This is a genomic window from Novosphingobium olei, from assembly GCF_012927405.1.
In the GTDB taxonomy this organism is placed as follows: domain Bacteria; phylum Pseudomonadota; class Alphaproteobacteria; order Sphingomonadales; family Sphingomonadaceae; genus Novosphingobium; species Novosphingobium olei.
The window spans coordinates 325,907-346,715 of record NZ_JABBGM010000003.1 but is presented as its reverse complement, the minus strand read 5'-3'; the positions used below and the strand labels follow the sequence as shown (position 1 = coordinate 346,715).

General features: G+C 68.6%; 18 protein-coding genes. 10 read left to right on the top strand and 8 right to left on the bottom strand.

The annotated features are described in order from the left end of the window. Positions 1 to 105 precede the first annotated feature (105 nt). Complete coding sequence (locus HHL27_RS09580; protein WP_169493175.1) at positions 106 to 879, top strand: SDR family NAD(P)-dependent oxidoreductase; 774 nt, start codon at positions 106 to 108, stop codon at positions 877 to 879. Positions 880 to 993: 114 nt separating this feature from the next. On the opposite strand, the gene HHL27_RS09575 is transcribed toward HHL27_RS09580, so the two are convergent. Further along, positions 994 to 3,042 carry a protein-disulfide reductase DsbD family protein gene (locus HHL27_RS09575; RefSeq protein WP_169493174.1) on the bottom strand — a complete coding sequence of 683 codons (2,049 nt, stop codon included), beginning with the start codon at positions 3,040 to 3,042 and terminating at the stop codon, positions 994 to 996. 134 nt (positions 3,043 to 3,176) lie between these two features. Between HHL27_RS09575 and HHL27_RS09570 the strand changes: the two genes are divergently transcribed. Then, entirely contained in the window at positions 3,177 to 4,967 is a 1,791-nt protein-coding gene (locus tag HHL27_RS09570; protein WP_169493173.1) for an alkaline phosphatase family protein, read from the top strand. After that, positions 4,964 to 6,211 carry an FAD-dependent monooxygenase gene (locus HHL27_RS09565; protein WP_277350562.1) on the top strand — a complete coding sequence of 416 codons (1,248 nt, stop codon included), beginning with the start codon at positions 4,964 to 4,966 and terminating at the stop codon, positions 6,209 to 6,211. The genes HHL27_RS09570 and HHL27_RS09565 overlap by 4 nt, the downstream gene beginning before the upstream one ends. 11 nt (positions 6,212 to 6,222) lie before the next feature. On the opposite strand, the gene HHL27_RS09560 is transcribed toward HHL27_RS09565, so the two are convergent. The 3 genes from HHL27_RS09560 to hemC are packed head-to-tail and all read right to left on the bottom strand — an operon-like array spanning position 6,223 to position 8,849. Beyond that, complete coding sequence (locus HHL27_RS09560; protein ID WP_169493171.1) at positions 6,223 to 7,149, bottom strand: MICOS complex subunit MIC60; 927 nt, start codon at positions 7,147 to 7,149, stop codon at positions 6,223 to 6,225. A 30-nt stretch (positions 7,150 to 7,179) separates the two neighbouring features. Then, the gene (locus HHL27_RS09555) at positions 7,180 to 7,857 is read right to left on the bottom strand and encodes a uroporphyrinogen-III synthase (RefSeq protein WP_169493170.1); all 678 of its coding nucleotides are present in this window, start codon (positions 7,855 to 7,857) and stop codon (positions 7,180 to 7,182) included. An 8-nt stretch (positions 7,858 to 7,865) separates the two neighbouring features. Further along, entirely contained in the window at positions 7,866 to 8,849 is a 984-nt protein-coding gene (gene hemC / locus HHL27_RS09550) for a hydroxymethylbilane synthase (protein WP_169493169.1), read from the bottom strand. 45 nt (positions 8,850 to 8,894) lie between these two features. On the opposite strand from hemC, the gene tsaD reads away from it, so the two are divergent. From tsaD to HHL27_RS09530, 4 genes are read left to right on the top strand one after another with little or no spacing between them, the layout of a single operon-like run. Continuing rightward, entirely contained in the window at positions 8,895 to 9,944 is a 1,050-nt protein-coding gene (gene tsaD / locus HHL27_RS09545) for a tRNA (adenosine(37)-N6)-threonylcarbamoyltransferase complex transferase subunit TsaD (RefSeq protein WP_169493168.1), read from the top strand. Next, a complete protein-coding gene (locus HHL27_RS09540) occupies positions 9,941 to 10,951 on the top strand; it encodes an NAD(P)H-dependent glycerol-3-phosphate dehydrogenase (protein ID WP_169493167.1) in 1,011 nt (336 codons plus the stop codon). The genes tsaD and HHL27_RS09540 overlap by 4 nt, the downstream gene beginning before the upstream one ends. Continuing rightward, on the top strand, positions 10,944 to 12,440 hold the full coding sequence (locus tag HHL27_RS09535; RefSeq protein WP_206069486.1) for a lipopolysaccharide biosynthesis protein: 1,497 nt from the start codon (positions 10,944 to 10,946) through the stop codon (positions 12,438 to 12,440). Before HHL27_RS09540 ends, HHL27_RS09535 begins: the two co-directional genes overlap by 8 nt. 36 nt (positions 12,441 to 12,476) lie before the next feature. Next, positions 12,477 to 13,058 carry a hypothetical protein gene (locus HHL27_RS09530; RefSeq protein ID WP_169493166.1) on the top strand — a complete coding sequence of 194 codons (582 nt, stop codon included), beginning with the start codon at positions 12,477 to 12,479 and terminating at the stop codon, positions 13,056 to 13,058. 1 nt (position 13,059) lies between these two features. Here HHL27_RS09530 and HHL27_RS09525 read toward each other — a convergent pair whose 3' ends face one another. From HHL27_RS09525 to uvrB, 4 genes are all read right to left on the bottom strand, one after another. Beyond that, on the bottom strand, positions 13,060 to 13,641 hold the full coding sequence (locus HHL27_RS09525; RefSeq protein ID WP_169493165.1) for a hypothetical protein: 582 nt from the start codon (positions 13,639 to 13,641) through the stop codon (positions 13,060 to 13,062). A gap of 6 nt (positions 13,642 to 13,647) precedes the next feature. Continuing rightward, positions 13,648 to 13,965, bottom strand: coding sequence for a HigA family addiction module antitoxin (locus HHL27_RS09520; RefSeq protein ID WP_169493164.1), 318 nt, complete (start codon positions 13,963 to 13,965; stop codon positions 13,648 to 13,650). After that, a complete protein-coding gene (locus tag HHL27_RS09515) occupies positions 13,940 to 14,221 on the bottom strand; it encodes a type II toxin-antitoxin system RelE/ParE family toxin (RefSeq protein WP_169493163.1) in 282 nt (93 codons plus the stop codon). The genes HHL27_RS09520 and HHL27_RS09515 overlap by 26 nt, the downstream gene beginning before the upstream one ends. 122 nt (positions 14,222 to 14,343) lie before the next feature. Beyond that, positions 14,344 to 16,533 carry an excinuclease ABC subunit UvrB gene (gene uvrB / locus HHL27_RS09510; protein ID WP_169493162.1) on the bottom strand — a complete coding sequence of 730 codons (2,190 nt, stop codon included), beginning with the start codon at positions 16,531 to 16,533 and terminating at the stop codon, positions 14,344 to 14,346. Between the two features lie 97 nt (positions 16,534 to 16,630). Between uvrB and HHL27_RS09505 the strand changes: the two genes are divergently transcribed. The 3 genes from HHL27_RS09505 to HHL27_RS09495 all read left to right on the top strand — a co-directional run bounded on the left by HHL27_RS09505 (position 16,631) and on the right by HHL27_RS09495 (position 20,795). After that, on the top strand, positions 16,631 to 18,349 hold the full coding sequence (locus HHL27_RS09505) for a hypothetical protein (protein ID WP_169493161.1): 1,719 nt from the start codon (positions 16,631 to 16,633) through the stop codon (positions 18,347 to 18,349). A 73-nt stretch (positions 18,350 to 18,422) separates the two neighbouring features. Beyond that, positions 18,423 to 19,271: an alpha/beta hydrolase family protein gene (locus HHL27_RS09500; protein WP_169493160.1), complete on the top strand. Its 849-nt coding sequence runs from the start codon at positions 18,423 to 18,425 to the stop codon at positions 19,269 to 19,271. A gap of 90 nt (positions 19,272 to 19,361) precedes the next feature. Further along, positions 19,362 to 20,795, top strand: coding sequence for a circularly permuted type 2 ATP-grasp protein (locus HHL27_RS09495; RefSeq protein ID WP_169493159.1), 1,434 nt, complete (start codon positions 19,362 to 19,364; stop codon positions 20,793 to 20,795). Positions 20,796 to 20,809: the final 14 nt, after the last annotated feature.

Below are 20,809 nucleotides of genomic sequence, written 5' to 3'. Positions count from 1 at the left end.
CGAAGGATCGCCTTTCCTTTCTCCGCGCCTCTTCAAAATCGGACTCGACCTTGTTCACAGGTCTGTTAAGCGCCCGCTTAATCGTTCGGTGATGGGAGAGAGATGATGGACAAGCCCCGCTATTCGCTCGAAGGCCGCGTGGCGCTGATCACGGGCGCATCCTCGGGCCTTGGCGCGCGGTTTGCGCGTCTGTTCGCGGCGGCGGGCGCGGCGGTGGTGATCGGCGCGCGGCGCGCCGAGCGGATCGCCAGCCTTGCGGCAGAGATCGAGGCCGCGGGCGGGCGCTGCCTTGCCGTGTCGATGGACGTCACCGACGAAACCTCGATCATCGCAGCTTTCGATGCCGCCGAAGCCGCGTTCGGCGCGCCCGACGTGGTGGTCGCCAACGCCGGCATAGCCGAGGCGGGGCGCTCGGTCGATCTTCCGGCGGACGCGATGCGCCGCGTGGTCGACACCAACTTCAACGGCGTGTGGCTGACCGCGCGCGAAGGCGCGCGGCGGATGATCAAGGCGGGATCGAAGGAAAGCCGGCGCGGGCGGATCATCCTGACCGGATCGATCACGGCCGAGATGACCGGCCAGGGCGATGCCGCCTATGCCGCGAGCAAGGCCGGCGTGGTGCATCTGGGCCGCCAGTTCGCCCGCGAATGGGCGCGGCTGGGCATCAACGTCAACACCGTGCAGCCGGGCTACATCCGCACCGAGATCGACGGCGAATGGTTCGACAGCGAAGGCGGCGCCAAGCAGATCGCCAGCTGGCCGCGCCGCCGCCTGACCGACATCAGCGCGCTCGACGATCCAATGCTGTTCTTCGCCTCGGACGCGTCGGAATACGTGACCGGTTCGCACATTACGGTGGACGACGGGCAGAGCCTGTAGGCCGGAGAGAACAAGAACAGCCCTTCGACAGGCTCAGGGCGGACGGGATTGGAGGAGGTTTTGTCCTCATCCCGCCTGTCCTGAGCTTGTCGAAGGACTGCCTTTCCTGGTCCTCTACTTCCCCGCCGCCAGCCCCGGCAGCGTTTCGGGCGTCAGCACTTGCGGCAGTTTCTGCGGCTCGCCGTTCGCCGGATACCACAGATAGAGCGGCACGCCCGCGACGCCTTGCGCGGTGAGGAAGCGGGTGATCGCTTCGTCGCGGCGGGTCCAGTCGCCGACGAGGACGACGACGCCCGCCTTGGCGAAGGCGTCGCGGGTGGCCTCGCGCTCGATCGAGGTGCTTTCGTTGACCTTGCACGACAGGCACCAGTCGGCGGTGAAGTAGACGAAGACCGGCTTGCCCGAAGCGCGCGCCTTGGCGAGCGCTTCCTCGCTGAAAGGCTGGGCAGCGAGCAGGCTCGCCTCTTGCGCGGCGGCGGGCCTGGCGGGCGGCAGGCCCACGACGCCGCCGATCGCGATCACGGCGGCGATGGCGAAGAGCAGGGCCACGGGTTTGCCCTTGCGCTGCGTGACGCCGACGGCAGCGAGCGCGCCCAGCAGCAGCACGGCCGTTCCGGCCAGCACGGCGAGGAAGGTCGGCCCGCCGACGCGCCAGGCGAGCCAGCCCAATGCCAGCGCGGTCAGGCCCATCGGCACGGCCATGAAGCGGCGGAACTTTTCCATCCAGCCGCCGGGCTTGGGTAGAAGGCGGCGCAAGGGCGGGATGAAGCCGAGCGCGAGGAACGGCAAGGCTAGACCGAGGCCGAGCGCGGCAAAGACGGCGAGCGCGGCCCACGTCGGCAGCAGCAGCGCCGCGCCCATCGCCGCGGCCATGAACGGCCCGGTGCACGGCGTTGCGACGAAGGCCGCAAGCAGCCCGGTGCCGAACGCGCCCATTGGGCCCGAGCCGCGCTCGACCGAGAGGCCGGGCAGTTCGAAGAGGCCGGCGAAGTTGGCAGTGATCGCCGCTGCGAGAAGCAGCAGCACGGCGACGACGCGCGGGTCCTGCAGCTGGAACGCCCAGCCGACCTGTTCGCCCGCCGCACGCAGGGCGAGCATCGCCGCGCCCAGTGCGAGGCAGGCGAGGACGACGCCGGCGGTGTAGGCGAGGCCTTCGCTGCGGGCGTGGGCGGAATTGCCGCGTGCCAGCGCCAGCGCCTTGAGGCTGAGGATCGGGAAGACGCAGGGCATCACGTTGAGGATCAGCCCGCCGGCGAGCGCGCCGAGCACGGCGGCGATCAGCGCGGCGGCGGAGAAGGCGGGCGCGGCGCTTCCGGCAAGCGGGGTGCCGCCATCGGGCACGGGCCCTGTGTTGGCGGTGAGCGCGATGCCGCCGCGTGCCTGGCCCAGCGAGAGCACGCCCGAAACCATCGTCGGCTGTTCGGCGCTCGGCACCTTGGCGCGGGCCATGTCGACGATCAGCAGGTCGCCCTTGCGGCGGAAGGCCTGCGGCGCGGCGTAATCGATCAGGCCATCGCCGGCGATGAAGAAGTGCGGATTTTCGAGCGTGGCGGAGGCAGGGAAGGGGATGGCGAGGCTGATCCCCTTGGCCGTGCTGGCGAAGGTGCCGGCGCGATCGAGCGGGGCGGGCAGGGCGGCGCGCCAGGCCGAAAAGCGCGGATCGGAAGCGCCTTCGCCGACCACAACGGTGCCTTGCAGCGTGGCCTGTTCGGGTACGCAGATTGCTTCGGTGCAGGCGAGCCATTGCGCCTTGGCGCTGATCGGCAGGGTGGTGCCCGGCTTTGCGTCCGCCGGCAGGGTCAGCGGCACGAGCACGGCATAGGCGTGTTCGTAGACGTGATTCATCAGCCCCTGAACGAGCAGCGTCTGCGGCACGGGATATTGCAGGTCGCCCGCCTTGGCGCCCTTAGGCAGAGTCCAGTCGAGCGTGAGGCCGAGGCCGGCATCGCCCGGGTTGACCCAGTAGCCATGCCAGCCCTGTTCGGGCTGCATGGCGATCGCCAGCATGACCTCACCCCCCGGCGCGCCCGGCTTTTCGGCGACGAGCGAGGCGGCGATGTGGTTCGCCTGCGCCGAAGCGGGCAGGCTGAGCGCTGCAACGAGCGAAAGAACGACCGCAAGCAACCGTGCGGTCACATTCGCGGCTAAAGTGCTGGCGCGCATGGACGATCTGGCCCTTCCGGCTGGCGCGGCCCCTTGCGCCATTGGGCTGGCGGGGCCAAACCCCGCGCTTAAGGGCGCATTGTACCTGAGTCCAGTGCAGCCCATAGTGCATGACCCATAGGAACACGTCCCAGATGATCCGGCCCCTGATCCGCTCCAAAGCCCTGCTTCTTCTCGCCGCCGCGATGCTGCCGATGGCTGCAAACGCCAAGCCTGCCGCGCCGGCCAAGGCCGGTCCCGGCACCAGCCAGCCGCGCCCGCAGGTGCAGCCAGCGGGGCCGGTGAAGGGCGCGCCGCGCCTGCTGGTGGCGATTTCGGTGGACCAGTTCTCTGCCGATCTGTTCGCACAGTATCGCAGCCACTTCGTGGCGGGGCTGGGGCGTCTGGCAGGCGGCATGGTGTTCCCTGCGGGCTACCAGAGCCACGCCGCGACCGAGACTTGCCCCGGCCATTCGACGATCCTGACCGGCATGCGGCCAGCGCACACCGGGATCATCGCCAACACCTGGATCGACCAGTCGGCGGCGCGACCGAAGAAGGCGATCTACTGCGCCGAGGATGAAACCAAGCAGGCGGCGGACCCGAAGGACTATGTCGCCTCGGTCGATCATCTGCTGGTGCCGACGCTGGGCGAGATGATCAAGCGCCAGTGGCCGACGAGCCGCAACGTCGCCGTTTCGGGCAAGGATCGCGCCGCGCTGATGATGGGCGGGCACGTGATCGATCAGGTCTATTGGTGGAAGGGCAAGGGCTTCACCACGCTCGATGGCCGCACGCTGGGGCCCGAGGCCGTGGCCGAGAACAAGAGCCTTGAAAGCGTGCTGGCGCAGGGTGCACCAGCGATGACCATGCCCGCATGGTGCGGCCCGCACGACCACGCGATCGCGCTGGGCGGCGGCGCGCCGGCCAGCGGCGGGATCGGCATTGCCAACTCGCTCGCCACGGCCGCGCCTGCACCGACGGCGAGCGGCTTTACCGTGGGCACCGGCCACTTCGCGCTGGCGCCGAACGATGCCAACGCCTTCCGCGCCTCGCCCCGGCTCGACCGCGCGACGCTCGACCTGGCGACCGAACTGGTGGACAGCATGAAGCTGGGCAAGGGGGCGACGCCCGACATGCTGGCGGTGAGCCTTTCGGCCACCGACTATGTCGGCCATGCCACGGGCACCGAAGGCGCCGAGATGTGCATCCAGATGCAGCAGCTCGACCTGGCGCTGGGCGATTTCTTCAAGGCGCTGGATGACCGCCACATCGATTATGCCGTGGTGCTGACCGCCGACCATGGCGGGTTCGACCTTCCCGAACGCCTGCGCGAACAGGCGCTGCCGAGCGCCGAGCGCGCCGCGCCCGCGCTGCTGCCCGATCAGGTTTCGGCCGTTGTCGGCGCGAAGCTCGGGATGGAGCCCAAGGACCTGATCCTGGGCGATGGCGCGTTCGGCGACTTCTGGATCAACAAGGCGGTGCCGGCCGATCAGAAGACAAAGGTGATCGACGCGGCCAAGGCGGTGTTCCTGTCGCAGCCGCAGGTGCAGGCGGTGTTCACCGCGAGCGAGCTTGCCGCGGCGCCGATGCCCACCGGCACGCCCGATACGTGGAGCCTGCTCGACCGCGCGCGCGCCTCTTTCTATGCGCCGCGTTCGGGCGATCTGGTGGTGATCCTGAAGCGCGGGGTGGTGCCGATCGTGCGCCCGATGCCGGGAATCGTGGCGACGCACGGCTCGGCCTGGGACTATGACCGCCGCGTGCCGATCCTGTTCTGGCGCGCCGGGATGACCCCGTTCGAACAGCCGAGCGCGGTAGAGACGGTGGACATCGCCCCCAGCCTTGCCGCATTGATCGCGCTCAAGGAACCGGCGGGCACTTTCGATGGACGATGCCTCGATCTCGATGCCGGCCCCGGCACCACGTGTGGAGCAACCAATTGAGCGACGTTAACGGCGAAGTTTCGGCCCGCGGACCCAATGCCCGGGCAGACGTGGTCATCCTTGGCGGTGGCCTCGTCGGCATGACGCTGGCGATCGGGCTTGCCAAGCAGGGGCTGACCAGCGTGGTGGTCGACAGTTCGGACCCGGCGGCGCAGACGGCGCAAGGGTTCGACGGCCGCGCCTCGGCGATCTCGACCGCGAGCTGGAACCTCTACGTCAATCTCGGCATGGCGGGCGATCTGGTCGACAAGGGCTGCCCGATCGACGCGATCGCGGTGACCGACGCGATGAAGCCGGGGCGGATCGATTTCCGCCCCAACGCCGACGAAGGCTCGCTGGGGCGGATGTACGCCAATCGCGACTTGCGCATCGCGATGTACGCCGCCGCCGCGCGTGAAGAGGCGATCACCTTCATCACCAACGCCCGTGTCGCCAGCCGGGAGCGGGGGCCTCACGGGGTGACGGTGACGCTGAGCGACGGGCGGGTGCTGGCCGGCAGCCTGCTGGTCGGCGCCGAAGGTCGGCAATCGCCCACCCGCGACGAGGCGGGCTTCACCCCGGCGCGCTGGGACTATGGCCATCGCGCGATCATCAGCGGGCTGTGGCACGAAAAGCCGCACGACAACGTCGCGTGGGAAATCTTCTATCCGGCGGGGCCGTTCGCGCTGCTGCCGCTGCTCGATGAGGACGGGCGTCATCGTTCGGCCCTGGTCTGGACGGTGGCGGAAAAGGATGCGGCCGGCGTGCTCGCCCTGCCCGAGGGCGCGTTCCTGTCCGAAGTCGCGCGGCGGATGGACGGGATCTTCGGCAAGATCGAGTTGGCCAGCCCGCGCACGTCCTATCCGCTCAATTTCCACCACACTGCCAAGGTCGTGTCCGACCGGCTGGCCTTGGTCGGCGATGCCGCGCACGGGATGCACCCGATCGCGGGGCAGGGCCTCAACGTGGGCCTGCGCGACGTGGCGGCGCTGGTCGAAGTGCTGGCCGAAGGCGCGCGGCTGGGGCTGGAGCCCGGCGATGCGCAGCTGCTGGCCCGCTATGAACGCTGGCGCGCGCTCGATACGTTCATGGTGGCGGGCGCCACCGACGTGCTGACACGACTGTTCGGCCTGCCGGGGCGGATTCCTTCGGCGATCCGCCGCTTCGGCATGGCCGGCGTGCAGCGCAGCCCCACGCTCAAGCGCTTCTTCATGGACGAGGCGCGGGGGATGAGCGGGAAGCTGCCCGCGCTGCTGCAGGCCTGACGCCGGGTGTTTTAAGGCGCGGTGCTGGCCTGCGCGGCCGGTGCCGGCGTCGCCGCCGCGCTGGCTGACGCGCTTGGGCCCGGCATGGAGGTCGCGGCGGGCGTTGCCACCTGCACCGGATCGGGCAGGGTGAGCGCCGAGGTTTCGAGCTGGTCGAGCGCGCGCTGGGTCATGACCCAATCGCGGGCGTGCGACAGCCAGTCGACCGCGACATCGCGGCCGGGCATGCGTTCGACTTCGGCGATGGCAGCGTCGATGCGGCCGCCGGCAATGGCATAGCGTGCCCGTTCGATCCGGCTTTCGGGCGTGGGCGAGGGCGAATCGTCGTGGCGGATGACGACGAGCGAGCCGATCTGGCGCTTGAGCCAGTCCCAGTTGCCTTCGTCCTGACGGCCACCGGCAAGGCGCGGGGCGATGCGTTCGAATTCTTCATCGAGCGAGGTGAGCGTGACGGGCTTCTGGCTGGCCATCAGCAGGCGGTCGACCGCGCCGGGCTGGCTTTGGCCAAAGCGCAGGCGCAGCTGGTTTTCGAGATAGCCGAGCGGCGCGCCGCGTTCGACCGCGCGACGGGCGGCGACTGCCAGCAGCAGCGCTTCGGCATGGGTCGCCTGGCCCGAAGCGGCGATGGCTTGCTGGTTCAATTCCGCGAGGCGCTGTTCCAGCGCCGAAACCTTGGCTGCAGCACCGGCCAGCGCGGCTTCGGTGGCGACGCGGTCGGCTATCAGCTGGGTGTTCTGGACCGGCACCGCGCTGGCCGTGGCGGCGGGCTTGCCATCGAGCGAGAGGTGGAGCCAGCCTTCACGCCAGCCGAGCCAGGTTGCCGCGGCGAGCACGCCCAGCAGCATGATCAACACCAGAACGGCCACCACTGCGCGGTTGCCGCGTCCCCGGCTTGCCGCCCGGGACGGGCCCGGTTCGGGATAAGTCGTGTCCTGCATGCGCCTTTTTTCTTGTTGGTGGCCCTAGGGTCACACTGTCTGGCACATTTGTGCGGCGAGCGCCAGCAAGGCCTGATCGGTTCTGGCGCCAGCGATTTCAACGCTTTGCCAGCCTTCGCCCGCCTTTGTTGCGATTCGGGACGCCAGGCAGGCGAGCGAAACCCGTTCGCGCGATAGTTTCAGCCGCACACATTCGGCGGCAAAGTGGCCCGCGGCTTCGCCCGAATGGAGCGCCACGACCGCGCCTTCGGCCAGCGTGGCGGCCAGTGCTGGCGGCAGCGGCAGGCCGCGCGCGGCGTAGACCACCCGGGTGTCGACCTCTACCCCCGGGGGCGGCATCAACGGCACGTGGCGTTCGCCGGCAATGCGCAAGTAGCGGCCCGGTGGAAGCTGCGCGACGAGCGGCTCCATTCCGCCTTCGCCAATGCCCGCGATCGCGAAGCCCGACCCTTGCGCCACTGCAGCGGTCGTCTCCCCCACGGCATGGACCGGAAGGCTGCGCAGCGCATCGAGCCCGGCGCCACCCAGCCGGAACAGCGCGGCACTTCCGGCGAGGATGGCGTCGAATTCGGATGCAGGCGGAACAACCCATGGCACCGGCGCCATCGCGAACAGCGGATGCGCGTGGACGATCAGCTCCAGCGCGCGCGCCGCCTCGGCCGTCGCGGTGTTGCCCGGTTCGGGCCGCAGCACGACCAGCGGGCGCATCGGGCGGTTCAGTCCTTGGCCGGGCCGGAGAAATGGACGGTGATCGCCTCGGGCGCCTGTGCCAGCAGTACCTCGGCAAGCGCCGCGGGGGCTGCGGCATCGTCGGGCGCAAAGCGGGCGCTTGCTTCGACCCGCTCGGCTCCGTCAGGGCTGTAGAGCGCGGCACGCAGGCTGAGCGTGTCGCCCTCGATCCGGCTCAACACCGCGATCGGGCTGTGGCAATTGCCGCCGAGCGCCAGCAGCAGCGCGCGCTCGGCGCGGATCGCGGCGTGGCTGGGCGCATGGTCGATCGCGGCGAGCCATTGGCGCACCTCGGTGCGTTCGGTCAGGCATTCGATGCCGATCGCGCCCTGCGCCGGGGCGGGCAGCCATTCGTCCTCGCCGAGCGGATGGCCGACGCCGGTTTCGCCAAGGCGCTGAAGGCCCGCGGCGGCGAGCAGGGTGACGTCGGCTTCGCCCGCCTGCAGCTTGGCAAGGCGCGTCGCGACATTGCCGCGGAACGATACGACCGAAAGATCCGGCCGGGCGTGGAGCATCTGCGCGGCGCGGCGCGGGGCGCTGGTGCCGACGCGCGCACCGGGCGGGATCGCTGCAACGGTCGCTGCGCCGACCAGCACGTCGCGCACGTCGGCGCGCGGCAGAACGGCGGCGATGGTCAGCGTGTCGGGCCGGATCGTTTCGACGTCCTTCATCGAATGGACCGCGAAATCGATCTCGCCCGAATGCAGCCAGGCGTCGAGCTCCTTGGTCCACAGCGCCTTGCCGCCGACTTCGGCGAGCGGGCGGTCCTGCACCTTGTCGCCGCTGGCGGTCACGGGCACCAGCTCGACCAGCGACTGGTCCCAGCCGTGCGCGGCGCAGAGCCGGTCGCGCGCTTCCTCGGCCTGTGCCATGGCGAGCGGCGAGCGGCGCGTGCCGAGCCTGAGCGGACGGTCCGGCGCGGGGGCGGGCGCGGAGCCTGGCGCAGCGGTATGCAAGTTCGGGGCGTTCATGCCCGGTTGCCGTAACGCCGATTATCTCTAAGGGGAAGCGCTCCCATGGCACTGATCCTCGGCATCGAATCCTCCTGCGACGAAACCGCCGCCGCGGTGATCGACAGCAACGGCGAAACGCTCGCCGCGCGCATCGTCGCGCAGCGGATCGCCTCGCAGGACGAAATGCACCGCCCCTATGGCGGCGTGGTGCCCGAAATCGCGGCCCGCGCGCATGTCGAGGTGCTGGGCCCGATGATCGGGCAGGTGCTGGCCGATGCCGGGCTGACGCTGGACGACATGGACGCGATCGCCGCGACGGCAGGCCCCGGCCTGATCGGCGGGGTGATGGTCGGCCTCGTCACCGGCAAGGCGCTGGCGATGGCAGCCGACAAGCCGCTGATCGCGATCAACCATCTGGAAGGGCACGCGCTTTCCCCGCGCCTTGCAGAACCCTCGCTCGCCTATCCCTACCTGCTGCTGCTGGTCTCGGGCGGGCACTGCCAGATCCTGGAAGTGCGCGGTCTTGGCGATTATCGCCGGCTCGCCACCACGATCGACGATGCGCTGGGCGAAGCGTTCGACAAGACCGCCAAGATCCTGGGCCTCGGCTATCCCGGTGGCCCGGCGGTCGAACGGCTGGCGCGCGAGGGCGATGCCAAGGCCGTGCCATTGCCGCGCCCGCTGGTGGGCAGCGGCGAACCGCACTTCTCGTTCGCAGGGCTCAAGAGCGCGGTGATGCGCGCCAAACAGGCGGGCACGCATCGCGATGCCGACATCGCCGCCTCGTTCCAGCAGGCCGCGCTCGATTGCGTGATCGACCGAACGCGGATCGCGCTTGGCGCCTGCGGGCCGGTGACCGCGCTAGTAGTGGCGGGCGGGGTCGCCGCCAATGCCGCGCTGCGCGGGGCGCTGGAGGAGCTGGCGTCGGGCGCGGGCCTGCCGCTGGTCGCGCCACCGCCCAAGCTTTGCACAGATAATGCGGCGATGATCGGCTGGGCGGGGGCGGAACGCTTCGCGATGGGTTATAGCGACGCGCTCGACGTGGCGGCGCGCCCGCGCTGGCCGCTCGATGCCAATGCCGCGCCAGTACGCGGCGCAGGGGTGAAGGGATGAGCGAGGGCAATTTCGCCACGGTGGGCGTTGTCGGTGCGGGCGCCTGGGGCACCGCGCTGGCGCAGATGCTCGCCAGCGACGGGCGCGAGGTGCTGCTCTGGGTACGCGAGAGCGAACTGGTGGCGCAGATCAACGAAGAGCGGCGCAACGGCCTGTTCCTGCCATCGGCCGAACTTCACCCGACCATTCGCGCCACGGGCAACCTGGCCGACCTGGCCCAAGTGCCGGTGCTGCTGATGGTGACGCCGGCGCAGCACCTTGGCGCGGTGCTTTCGGGTATCGGTCGTCGCGGCGATGGCGATCTGGTGCTTTGCTCGAAAGGCATCGAGGCGGGCACCGGGCGTCTGATGGCCGACGTGGCGCGCGATGCGGCCCCCGGCGCCAGCCTTGCCGTGCTGTCCGGTCCGACGTTCGCGCACGAAGTCGCGGCGGGGCTTCCGACCGCGGTAACGCTCGCCTGCGCCGGCGGCGAAGCGCAATGGCGCAGGCTTTCGGCGGCGATCGCGCGGCCGACCTTCCGCCCTTATTACTCCGACGACGTTGCCGGGGCCGAGATCGGCGGCGCGGTCAAGAACGTGCTCGCGATCGCCTGCGGCGTGGTCGAAGGCCTGCGGCTGGGCCAGAACGCCCGCGCCGCGCTGATCAGCCGGGGCTTTGCCGAAATGCAGCGCTTCGGTCTTGCCATGGGGGCACAAGCGGAAACGCTTTCGGGTCTTTCGGGGTTGGGAGACCTTGTGCTGACCTGTTCCTCCACGTCCAGCCGCAACTTCTCGCTGGGCAAGGCGCTGGGCGAAGGCGCGAGCGCGGCCGCCATCCTGGCCGACCGGGCGACGGTGGCCGAAGGCGCCTTCACCGCGCCGGTGCTGGCCGAGATCGCACGGGCGCGCGGCGTATCGATGCCGATCGTCGAGGCGGTAACGCTGCTGCTCGAAGGCAAGGCGCCTGCGCATCAGGTCGTCGCGCAGCTGCTGGCACGGCCGCTCAGGGCGGAAGCGCTGCTTGGCTGACGCCGCCGCCTTGCCTTCGCGCAGCCCCGAGCAGCAGGACATCGCCGCGCTCGCCAAGGGCGGGCGGACGAACTTCCTCGGCTTCGTGCTGCGGCTGGGCGGCACCGCGCCGTTCCTGTTCATCGCCGGCCGGTTCTATGGGGTAGAAGCGCTGGGGCGCTATGCCTCGGCTCTCGTCATCGTCGAACTGGTGAGCCAGGTCTGCAGCCTTGGCCAGCGGCGCGGCCTTGCCCAGCGGCTGGCCAACGATACGCGCGATGCCGCGCACAGCGTGGCCGATGCGATGACGCTGTCGCTGGTCGTCTCCCTGCTCGCCGCCGTGCTGCTTTATGCGGTCCCTGCGCCGATGTTCCCCAGTGGCGAATTCAACGCGTTTGACCGCCTGCTGCCGTTCGCGCTGATCGCCAACACGCTGACCGACGTGGCGCTGGCGGCGCTCGCCTATCGCTACAACGTGGGCGCCACCGTGCGGGCGCGTTCGCTGGTCGAACCCTGGGCACAGACGCTGGCGGCGGTCGGCTTCCTGTTCGTGCTGCCGCAGGCCGGGCTTGCGCTTGCCTACATCATCTCCAAGGTGGCCGCGCTGATCGTCGCCTGCGTGCCACTGGTGCGCAGCTACGGCGCGCCGCAGCGCTGGTCGCCCAGCCCGACGCGGCTGGCGCGGCTTGCCTTGACCTCAGCGCCGCTTGCCGGGGCGGACATGATCGAATGGGGCACGCGGAAGCTCGACATCGCGCTGCTCGGCTTCTTCACCTCTCCGGCGGCGGTCGGCATCTACTACGCCGCGCAACAGGTTGCTACGCTGCCGCAGAAGCTCAAGACCAGTTTCGAGCCGATCCTGGGCCCGGTGATCACGCGCAACCTGAAGGAAGGCAACTACGCCGCGATCGCGCAGCAGGTGTGTCAGGTGGGCTTCTGGATCACCGCGGCGCAGGCGGGAATCGCGCTGGCGCTGGGCATTCCGGGCCGGGGCGTGATGGGGCTGGTCGGCCCCAACTTCGTTGCCGGCACCGGCGCGCTGGCGCTGCTGCTGACCGCCGAAGTGGTCGCCGCGCCCGCCGTGGTGAGCGAGGCGGCCCTGATCTACATGGCGCGCATGCGCAACCTGTGGATCAGCATCGGCGCGATCGCGACGCAGGGCGTGCTGACGGTTGCGCTGATGCTGCTGGCCCGCCGCGCCCACGCCAATCCGCTGCAGCAGGCAGAGGCTGCGGCTTTCGCGCTCGCGGTCGGGCTCGCGCTGTCGTCGCTGATCAAGTCGAAGCTGCTCGGCCGCATTCTCGGCGCGCGGATCACCAATTTGCGCTGGCCGCTGATCTGGGCGGCAGCGCCCGCCGCGCTGGTCGGTTTTGCCGCCAAGCTGCTGCCCGAATGGCTCGAACTTTCGGTCGGCATCCCGGCGATCCTGGGCGTCTATGGCTTCGTCATCTGGCGCTTCGGGTTCGGCCCGGAAGACCGGCTGTTGTTCCGCAAGCAGCGCGTGGGCTAAGGCGCGCTTTCAAGTTTAATCAAAGGGCGTGCTGGCATGCTGCAGATGATCGAAGCCAACTGGATTGCCGTGACCGCACTGGTCGTGCTGGTGCTGCTGGTGGCCTGGCTGTTGTGGGGACGCAAGAAGCCGGCGCCCGCCAGACGCGAATATCGCGACGTGCTGTCCGAAGGCGCAGGCCCCGCGCAGCGCAACAACGCGCTGATCGATGCGCCCCCAGCCGCCGCCATCCCACCGATCGTACCCCCGATCGTTCCGGCGCCCGCCGCCGGGATCATGGCGGGCGTAGCCGAAGTGGTGGCGCACGAAGCGCAAGAGGAAGTGGAAGCCGCCCCGGTGGTCGCTGCTGCACCTGCCGCCGCACCCGCGGAGGCGGGCAGCGCCGACGACCTTACCCGGATCAAGGGCGTGGGCCCCAAGCTCAACGCGCGATTGAAGGAACTGGGCGTCACCCGCTTTGCCCAGATCGCCGCGTGGAGCGAGGCGGACCTGGCCGCGATCGACGCGCAACTGGGGGCGTTCGCCGGCCGCCCCAAACGCGATGCCTGGATCGAACAGGCGACGCTGCTCGCAGGCGGCGATACCGGCGCCTACGAAGCGAAGTTCGGCAAGCTCTGACTTATTCGGAAGCCGGTGCGTCGGTCCCGCCAAGGGGCGTGACCGGCGCGGCGGCAGCCGGGTTGGCCTTGCACCGGCGCAGCACCTCGCGCATCGGTTCACCCGCGGTGACCTTGATCATCCCGCCGCCGGGCAGGGTGCCGTTGAAGGCGCTCTGAAACACCGCCGCGCCCGGATCGCCGGGGGCAAGCGAGCCCTGCCAGATATAGCCGCGCTGACCGGGGATGGCGGTCGCATCGACCGGAAGCCGCAGGATGCGCCCGCCGCCCTGCAACGCAAACAGCGCCTGCGCCCCGACTTCGGCGGGCGAATGGCGCGTGACCATCAGCAGGCCCGACCGGCAGGCGACGGTCAGCAAGGGCGGCTGCCCGGCATAGCCGAACGTTGCCGAAGCGCCATCGGGCGCAGCGATCCAGCTACCCTTGGCCTTGGGATCGATCGCGGAAAATCCGGCGCCGTCGCTCTGCGGCATGGCAAGGCGCACGGCATCGACCGGCGCGTTGTCGGGCGCGGGCAGGGCTGAAGACCTGGAGCAGCCGGCGAGGGCAAGCGCGGCGAGGGCGATGGGATATGCGATCTTCATGGGCGGTCAGGCGGCGCGGGGCACGATCCGGTCGAGGTCGTCGTGCAGGTTGCGCTTGGCTTCGCGCAGTTCGAACTGGTCCTGAAGGCGCAAGAAGAAGCCCTCGCTCATCCGGAAATACCGTGCGAGGCGAAGATCGAGTTCGCCGTCGATGCGAGCGCGCCCTTCGATTACATCAAGCAAGCGCGTGACATCGACGCCGATCGCGGATGCGAGTTCGGACGGGGCGAGCGCCAGTGGCTCGAGAAACTCCGAAGCGAGCAGTTCGCCCGCATGGGGGTTGTGCAATTCGTCCATCTCAGTGGTAGTCGGCGATTTCGACATCGTGGGCGTTTCCGTCCTTCCAGACGAAACATATGCGCCATTGCATGTTAATGGAAATGGAATGTTGGCCCGCGCGATCCCGCTGGAGTTCGTGCAGGCGGTTGCTCGGCGGGTTGCGCAAGTCGTCGAGATCGGCGGCCGCGTCCAGCATGGCAAGCTTGGCAAGGGCCCGCTGCTGAATTTCCGACGGCAGCTTGCGGCTGCGCCTTCCCGACCAGACGAGTTCGGTTTCCTTGTCGGCAAATGAGGCGAGCATGGCTGCAGTTCCGTTTGGGCAGCCATCTATTAATCGTGCTTTTTCGCGGTGCGCTACAGTATAGTACGATGCGCGTTACGCCGCTGTGCAAAACTCATCGCATCTTCCACCCTATTGACAGCCTACTTCCCCCACTTCGTCTTCTGGCTCTTCCCAAACCGCGTCTTCCTGGTCCCCGGCTTGCCTTCGTTGCTGCGGCCGACGATCGGCGCCTTGCGCTCGTCCTCTGGCAGGCCCAGCTCCGTTGCTTCGAGCTTGCGGATCTCGTCGCGCAGGCGGCCGGCTTCCTCGAATTCGAGGTCGGCGGCGGCGGCGCGCATCTTGCGTTCGAGCTCCTCGATGTAGGCGCGCAGGTTGTGTCCGACGAGGTTGTTGCTGCCTTCGGCATCGATGTCGACCAGCACGCCGTCGCGGCTGGCGGTGTCGGCGACGATGTCGTGGATGTTGCGCTTGATCGTCTGCGGCGTGATGCCGTGGAGTTCGTTGTATTCCTGCTGCTTGGCGCGGCGGCGGTCGGTTTCGGCGATGGCGCGCTCCATGCTGCCTGTCATGCGGTCGGCATAGAGAATCACGCGCCCGTCGACGTTGCGCGCGGCACGGCCGATGGTCTGGATCAGCGAGGTTTCGCTGCGCAGGAAGCCTTCCTTGTCGGCATCGAGGATGCAGACGAGGCCGCATTCGGGAATGTCGAGCCCTTCGCGCAGCAGGTTGATGCCGACCAGCACGTCATAGACGCCAAGGCGCAGGTCGCGGATCAGTTCGATGCGCTCCAGCGTCTCGACGTCCGAATGCATGTAGCGGACCTTCAAGCTTGCTTCGTGCATGAACTCGGTCAGGTCCTCGGCCATGCGCTTGGTCAGCGTGGTGACGAGCGTGCGATAGCCCTTGGCCGCGGTTTCGCGGCATTCGTTGATGCAGTCCTGCACCTGGTCCTCGACCGGGCGGATGAGGACCGGCGGGTCGATCAGGCCGGTGGGGCGGATCACCTGTTCGGCGAACACGCCGCCCGCCTGCTCCATCTCCCACTGCGCGGGCGTTGCCGAAACCGCGATCGTCTGCGGGCGCATCGCGTCCCATTCGTTGAAGCGCAGCGGGCGGTTGTCGATGCAGCTGGGCAGGCGGAAGCCGTATTCGGCCAGCGTCAGCTTGCGCCGGTGGTCGCCGCGCGCCATCGCGCCGACCTGCGGCACGGTCTGGTGGCTTTCGTCGATGAACAGCAGGCAGTTGTCGGGCAGGTATTCGAACAGCGTCGGTGGCGGCTCGCCGGGCAGGCGGCCGGTCAGGAAGCGGCTGTAGTTCTCGATTCCCGCGCACGATCCGGTGGCGGCGATCATCTCGAGGTCGAAGTTGGTGCGCTGTTCCAGCCGCTGGGCTTCGAGCAGGCGCCCTTCCTCGGTCAGCTCCTTCAGCCGTTCGGTCAGTTCGAAGCGGATCGCTTCTGCCGCCTGCTTCATCGTCGGGCCGGGGGTGACATAGTGCGAATTGGCGTAGACGCGCACGTTTTCCAGCTTCGTGCCCGCCTTGCCGGTCAGCGGATCGAATTCGACGATGCTCTCGATCTCGTCACCGAAGAAGCTCACGCGCCAGGCGGTGTCGTCGTAGTGCGAGGGGAAGATTTCGAGGTTGTCGCCGCGCACGCGAAACGTGCCGCGCTGGAAGGCGGCGTCGTTGCGCTTGTACTGCAGCGCGACGAGCTTGCGGATGATCTCGCCCTGGTCGACGCTGGTGCCGACCTTGAGGTCGAAGATCATCGCCGAGTAGGTTTCGACCGAGCCGATGCCGTAGATGCACGAGACCGAGGCGACGATGATCACGTCGTCGCGTTCGAGCAGCGCGCGGGTGGCCGAGTGGCGCATCCGGTCGATCGCCTCGTTGGTCGAGGATTCCTTCTCGATGTAGGTGTCCGAGCGGGGTACGTAGGCTTCGGGCTGGTAGTAGTCGTAGTACGAGACGAAATACTCGACCGCATTCTCGGGAAAGAAGCTCTTCATCTCGCCATAGAGCTGCGCGGCGAGGATCTTGTTGGGGGCAAGGATCAGCGCCGGGCGCTGCAGTTCCTCGATCACCTTGGCCATGGTGAAGGTCTTACCCGAGCCGGTGACGCCGAGCAGCACTTGCGTCTTCTCGCCGCCGAGCGCGGACTCCACCAGATCGGCAATGGCGGTCGGCTGGTCGCCCGCCGGCTGGTAGTCGGAAACGACCTTGAACGGCCGCCCGCCGTCCGATTTCTCGGGCCGCTGCGGCTTGTGGGGGACGAAGGTGCCGGAAGTGTCGGGCTCTTCGAGCCCGCGGCGGATGACGAGTTCGGCCATGCCTTCGAGTATGGGTGTTCAGCTTGCGTTCTGCAATGCCGGGCAAGACCATTGCCCCTTGAACAGTGGGACCTGCCAAGCGCCTGAAGGAACTGCCATGCTCCAGATGCGAATGCTGTTTTCCCTGTCGTCCGCTGCCCTGCCGCTCGCGCTCGCCGGACAGGCTGTTCAGGCTGCGCCGCCGCCTGCCGGTCCCTCCGCTGCCGCGCCCGTAGGGGTGCAATTGCGGGCGACGACCAGCAATCCGTCGATCAGCACGTTCACGCCGGGACAGCCTGTCTCGCTGCGATTTGCGGTCACGGGAATGAAGCCGGGGGCGGCGACGACGCTTGCCGTGACGATCACCGACGACCGGCAGGTCACGGTCCTGAGCAAGTCGGTGAAGGTCACCGCCGATGCGACCGGCGCCGCGCAGGTCGCGCTCGATGCGCCGCACGGACGGCTGGGATATTACGAGGTCGCCGCGCGGCTTGCCGATGGCACGGCCATCGCGGCCGAAGGCACGCGGCCCGCCGGCATCACCAGCTATGCCGTTGTGCCCGATCCGGCCGGGCGCACCGACTATGGCCCTGATCTTTCGCACTTTGCGATGCAGGGCGGGTTCAGTTCCAAGGCGCAGATCGTGCCGCTGCTGGGCCTGCGCTATTACCTCGATCGCGTGCAGTGGCACTGGATGGAGGAGAAGGCCCCGGGTGACTTCGCCAAAGCCTGGGACAGCGAGCGTGCGCGCAACGGCAACAAGCCTTGGCCAAAGGGCCTGGACCAGGACATGGCCCCGTCGTGGCAGGGCAAGCCGTGGGCGATGTATCCGATCGCGGCGGCGATGGGTTCGGGCGTGCCCGACTGGGCGCTTGTGCCCGGCACCGGCGGCAAGATCTGCAAGACCTATGGCCGGCTCAACGCGCAGGGCAAGGCGGCGCTTCCCGTCTATGCCGCGGCGCTGGCAAGGGCCTTTGCGCACGATTACCCGACGATGCACAAGCGCATCTACCAGATGGCGTGGGAGCCGGGGCAGGGCTGGTGCTTCGGCGGAACGAACGAAGACCTGATCGAATACTTCCGCCTGACCTACGATGCGATCCACGCGGCCGATCCCGATGCGGTGGTGGCGGGGCCGACGCTGTTTCCATCGTCCAACTATGACGATCAGTTGCGCGGGCTGTGGGCGGGCGGCCTTGGGCGCTACATCGATGCCTATTCGATCCATCCCTATTCGCCGGGCGATCCGCCCGAAACCCACGGCCTTGCCGAACACCTGCGCACGCAGATCGCTGCGGCGGAAAGGAGCGGCGGCCATCCCATCGGCCTTGTCGGCACCGAGCACGGCTCGGAAACCAGCCGCAGCGGCAATCGCGGGCAGGCGCGCGAGAACATCCGCGTCACGCTGATCATGCTGGGCGAAGGCGCCAGCGTCGACACTGCGTTCTACGTCGCCGATTTCTGGGGGCCGGGCGGGCCGCGATCGAAGGACGTGCAGACCCACGGCTTCTACTGGAACCTCAACGACAGGCTCGCCTTCGGCACCGACCGCATCGCGCCCAAGATGAGCGTGCCGGCCTATGCCGCAATGACCCGGCTGCTCGACGGCACCACCACCCGCGGTCCGTTGAGCGGCCTTCTGCCGACGCAGCGCGGCTATCGCTTCGTGCGCGGCGGCACCACGATCGACGTGGTGTGGGATTATGCCGGGACATCGAGCCGTGCCGTCCCACGCGGGGCGCAAGTGTGCGACTGGATGGGCAATTGCCGCGCCGGCAGCGCCACTCCGGCGAAGGTCGATGGCCAGCCGGTCTACATCGTCACCGGTCCGGTGTGATTCTTGACACAAATATGAAACACTCGGGCGAATCTGGCGTTGTGGGCGAAGCGGACCTACCAGCGGAGCGATCATGGCATCGGCGCAGCAACAGACCCTTTCCCGGAAAACGGCGTTCGACTGGCACGCGCTGGGCGAGCGGCTGACCGCGTTCCGGGAAGAGGCCGCGCGCCGCAGCGCCCTGGCGTTCGAGCCGCGCCCGACCGCGGCGCGGGGCCCGCACATGGCGCGGCTGCTGGCCGAGCTGCGTACCCCTGTCGAGCTGTGGCAGGCGCACCGCGCCGCGCGGCGGCATGTCGAACCCGTGCCGGGGCCGGGGTCCGACGCCGCCGCGCCTTCGCGTCCGGTCATGCTGCTGCCCGGCTTCGGCACGCATCCGGTGCGGATGAAGAGCCTGCGCGTGGCGCTCGAAGCGGCCGGCCACCGCGTCTCGGACTGGGGGCTGGGCTTCAACTTCGGGCCGACCGAGGAAGGGTTCGAACGGCTGGCCGAGCGCGTGGTGACGATGGCGCGCAAGGAAGGCGAACCGCTGGTGCTGGTCGGCTGGAGCCTTGGCGGCCTGTTCGCCCGCGAAATCGCGCATCGCCACCCCGAAGCGGTGGCGATGGTCGTCACGATGGGCTCGCCTTTTTCGGGTGATCGGCGCGCCAACAATGCCTGGCGTGCCTATCAGGCGATCGCAGGGCACAGCGTCGATGCCCCGCCGGTCGGGCATGCCTTTGCCGCAAAGCCCCCGGTACCGACGGTGGCACTGTGGAGTGCGCGCGACGGCATCGTCGCGCCGCGATCGGCCTGCGGGCGCAAGGGCGAGCGCGACCGCGCCATCGCGCTGCGCTGTACGCACCTGGGGTTCGCCGGCCACCCCGACGTTGCGCGCACGCTGCTGGCGCTGCTGGCGGACCTTCACGGCGCGGCGGCGTAACCCGATCGTAAAATATTTCGCAGGTGCAGCATCGGCGCTTGCGGGCCGTCGGATCCTATGCAAGCTTGGGTCCGAAGACGGGATGCGCCTATGAACAACTCCTCACCCTCGTCCTATGACGAGATGGTTGATGCCGATGGGGCGGTTCGCCCTGCCTATGCCGGTTACCGCCAATGGTTCGAGGAGCAGCCCCCCGATCTCCTGCGCCGCAAGGGCAGCGAAGCGGAAGCGTTCTTTCGCCGGACCGGGATCACCTTCAACGTCTATGGCAACGAAGATGCCGAAGAACGGCTGATCCCGTTCGACATGGTGCCGCGGATCATCACCGCGCACCAGTGGCGCAAGCTTTCGCGCGGGATCGAACAGCGCGTGCGCGCGCTCAACGCCTTCCTCCACGATCTCTACCACCGGCAGGAAATCGTGCGTTCGGGCCGCCTGCCGGCACGCCTGCTTAAGGGGAACGAGGCGTTCCTGGCGCAGATGGCGGGCTTCACCCCGCCGGGCGGCGTCTACACCCACATCGTCGGCATCGACCTTGTCCGCACCGACGAGGACGAGTTCATGGTGCTCGAGGACAATGCACGCACGCCCAGCGGCGTGTCGTACATGCTCGAAAACCGCGAAACGATGATGGCGATGTTCCCCGAACTGTTCACCCGCGTCCGGGTGCGCGAGGTTTCGGACTATCCCCGGCGCCTCGCGCGCAGCCTTGCCGCCTGCGCGCCGCCTGCCGCCCGCGGGCACAAGCCGGTGGTCGCGGTGCTCACGCCCGGCATCTACAATTCGGCCTACTTCGAACACGCCTTCCTGGCAGACCAGATGGGCGCGGAACTGGTCGAAGGCAGCGACCTGCGCGTGGAGAACGGGCGCATCGCCATGCGCACCACGCGCGGCTGGCAGCCGATCGACGTGATCTACCGCCGGGTCGATGACGAATATCTCGATCCGTTGAGCTTCAATCCGTCGAGCGTGCTCGGCGTCGCCGGGATCATGGACGTCTACCGCGCGGGCGGGGTGACCATCGCCAACGCGCCGGGCACCGGCATCGCCGATGACAAGGCGATCTACAGCTTCATGCCCGAAATCGTCGAATTCTACACCGGCGAGAAGCCGATCCTTAAGAACGTGCCGACCTGGCGCTGCAGCGAGCCGGACGCCCTGAAGTACGTGCTCGACAACCTGGCCGACCTTGTCGTCAAGGAAGTCCACGGCTCGGGCGGTTATGGCATGCTGATCGGCCCGACCTCCTCGAAGAAGGAGATCGCCGCCTTCGAGATCAAGCTGCGGGCGCGGCCCGACAACTACATCGCGCAGCCCACGCTCTCGCTCTCGACCGTGCCGATCCTGACCAAGGCCGGGCTCGCCCCGCGCCACGTGGACTTGCGGCCATTCGTGCTGGTCAGCCCCAACGGGATCGACATCACGCCGGGCGGGCTTACCCGCGTTGCGCTCAAGAAGGGGTCGCTGGTGGTCAACTCCTCGCAGGGCGGCGGCACCAAGGACAGCTGGGTTCTGGACGACTGATGGCGGAATACAAT

Excerpts from the sequence above, each read along its gene's own strand:
- HHL27_RS09505 (WP_169493161.1), top strand. The coding sequence starts at position 16,631 with ATGCTCCAGATGCGAATGCTGTTTTCCCTGTCGTCCGCTGCCCTGCCG.
- HHL27_RS09520 (WP_169493164.1), bottom strand. The coding sequence starts at position 13,965 with ATGTCGAAATCGCCGACTACCACTGAGATGGACGAATTGCACAACCCC.
- HHL27_RS09540 (WP_169493167.1), top strand. The coding sequence starts at position 9,941 with ATGAGCGAGGGCAATTTCGCCACGGTGGGCGTTGTCGGTGCGGGCGCC.
- HHL27_RS09570 (WP_169493173.1), top strand. The coding sequence starts at position 3,177 with ATGATCCGGCCCCTGATCCGCTCCAAAGCCCTGCTTCTTCTCGCCGCC.
- HHL27_RS09530 (WP_169493166.1), top strand. The coding sequence starts at position 12,477 with ATGCTGCAGATGATCGAAGCCAACTGGATTGCCGTGACCGCACTGGTC.
- tsaD (WP_169493168.1), top strand. The coding sequence starts at position 8,895 with ATGGCACTGATCCTCGGCATCGAATCCTCCTGCGACGAAACCGCCGCC.
- hemC (WP_169493169.1), bottom strand. The coding sequence starts at position 8,849 with ATGAACGCCCCGAACTTGCATACCGCTGCGCCAGGCTCCGCGCCCGCC.
- HHL27_RS09525 (WP_169493165.1), bottom strand. The coding sequence starts at position 13,641 with ATGAAGATCGCATATCCCATCGCCCTCGCCGCGCTTGCCCTCGCCGGC.
- HHL27_RS09515 (WP_169493163.1), bottom strand. The coding sequence starts at position 14,221 with ATGCTCGCCTCATTTGCCGACAAGGAAACCGAACTCGTCTGGTCGGGA.
- HHL27_RS09495 (WP_169493159.1), top strand. The coding sequence starts at position 19,362 with ATGAACAACTCCTCACCCTCGTCCTATGACGAGATGGTTGATGCCGAT.
- HHL27_RS09575 (WP_169493174.1), bottom strand. The coding sequence starts at position 3,042 with ATGCGCGCCAGCACTTTAGCCGCGAATGTGACCGCACGGTTGCTTGCG.
- HHL27_RS09555 (WP_169493170.1), bottom strand. The coding sequence starts at position 7,857 with ATGCGCCCGCTGGTCGTGCTGCGGCCCGAACCGGGCAACACCGCGACG.
- HHL27_RS09500 (WP_169493160.1), top strand. The coding sequence starts at position 18,423 with ATGGCATCGGCGCAGCAACAGACCCTTTCCCGGAAAACGGCGTTCGAC.
- uvrB (WP_169493162.1), bottom strand. The coding sequence starts at position 16,533 with ATGGCCGAACTCGTCATCCGCCGCGGGCTCGAAGAGCCCGACACTTCC.
- HHL27_RS09580 (WP_169493175.1), top strand. The coding sequence starts at position 106 with ATGGACAAGCCCCGCTATTCGCTCGAAGGCCGCGTGGCGCTGATCACG.
- HHL27_RS09560 (WP_169493171.1), bottom strand. The coding sequence starts at position 7,149 with ATGCAGGACACGACTTATCCCGAACCGGGCCCGTCCCGGGCGGCAAGC.